1 protein-coding gene is annotated in these 967 nt (G+C 68.0%); it reads right to left on the bottom strand.

What is annotated here, in order from left to right; all coding sequences use genetic code 11:
- Positions 1 to 25 precede the first annotated feature (25 nt).
- On the bottom strand, positions 26 to 940 hold the full coding sequence (locus tag OQ02_RS39115) for an IS982 family transposase (protein ID WP_033443740.1): 915 nt from the start codon (positions 938 to 940) through the stop codon (positions 26 to 28).
- Positions 941 to 967: the final 27 nt, after the last annotated feature.

Consider the following 967-nt stretch of genomic DNA (forward strand, 5'->3'; position numbering starts at 1 on the left):
CTAGATGAGTAAGTCCAAGGGCTCGTTAGTGGTCGTAGGCGGTCAGTGATCGCTTGACGGGCTGGTCGGTGTGGTCGTTGTGCCAGATGGCGGCGGTCAGGGCCAGGACACGTTGCAGGACGCGGACGATCACACCGGGCTTGGTGCGGCCGCCGTGTCGTTCCAGGTCGAGTTGGGCCTTGAAGGTCTGGTTGATCGACTCGATGACCTGGCGCAGCGGCTTGAACAGCCGCCCGCCGGGTCGTTCGGCCTCGCCCTTGCGGGCCGGGCGCAGCAGTTCGACACCCGCCGTCGCCAGGGCGTGCTCGAACTCGCGGCCGTAGTAGTGGCGGTCGGCGACCAGCGTCTGACCGGGCCGGTCGGCGATCAACGCGGGGTCGGTGTCGAGGATGTCGAGCAGGGTGGTGCGCTCGTCGGCCTTGGCGCCGGCCAACGCGAAGGCCACCGGCAGGCCGCCCGGGGTGCAGACCAGGTGCAGCCGCAGACCCCAGAAGAAGCGGGAGTGGCTGGCGCAGTAGCCGTACTGGGCCCATCCGGCCAGGTCCGAGCGTTTCGCTGTCTCCCGCGAACGCCCGCATTCCACCGGAGTGGAATCGACAAGCCACACGTCGTCGGTCCACAGCGTCGTGTCGACCGCCAGGAGACGGATCACCGCCTTGACCAGGCCGGCGGCGTTGCGCAGCCGCTTGTTGTAGCCGGACTGGCCAGGCAGGTAGCGGAACAGGTGCCCCAGATGCGCGCGGGCGTGGCGTAACCAGCGGGCTTCGGAGGTGAACCCAAGCAGGGCCTGGATCACCGCGAGGGTGACCAGCTCCGCGTCGGTCAGTACGGGTTGCAGTCCGACCTTCGGACGCCACGGCGCGAGGTGCGGCGCGTCCTTCAACAGGTCGTCGGTTCTGACATAGAGTGCGGTCGCGAGGGTGTCAATGTCGGTCGTCACAACCCGTACATCGACACCCTCGCCCCA

The organism is Saccharothrix sp. NRRL B-16314 (assembly GCF_000716595.1).
In the GTDB taxonomy this organism is placed as follows: Bacteria; Actinomycetota; Actinomycetes; order Mycobacteriales; family Pseudonocardiaceae; genus Actinosynnema.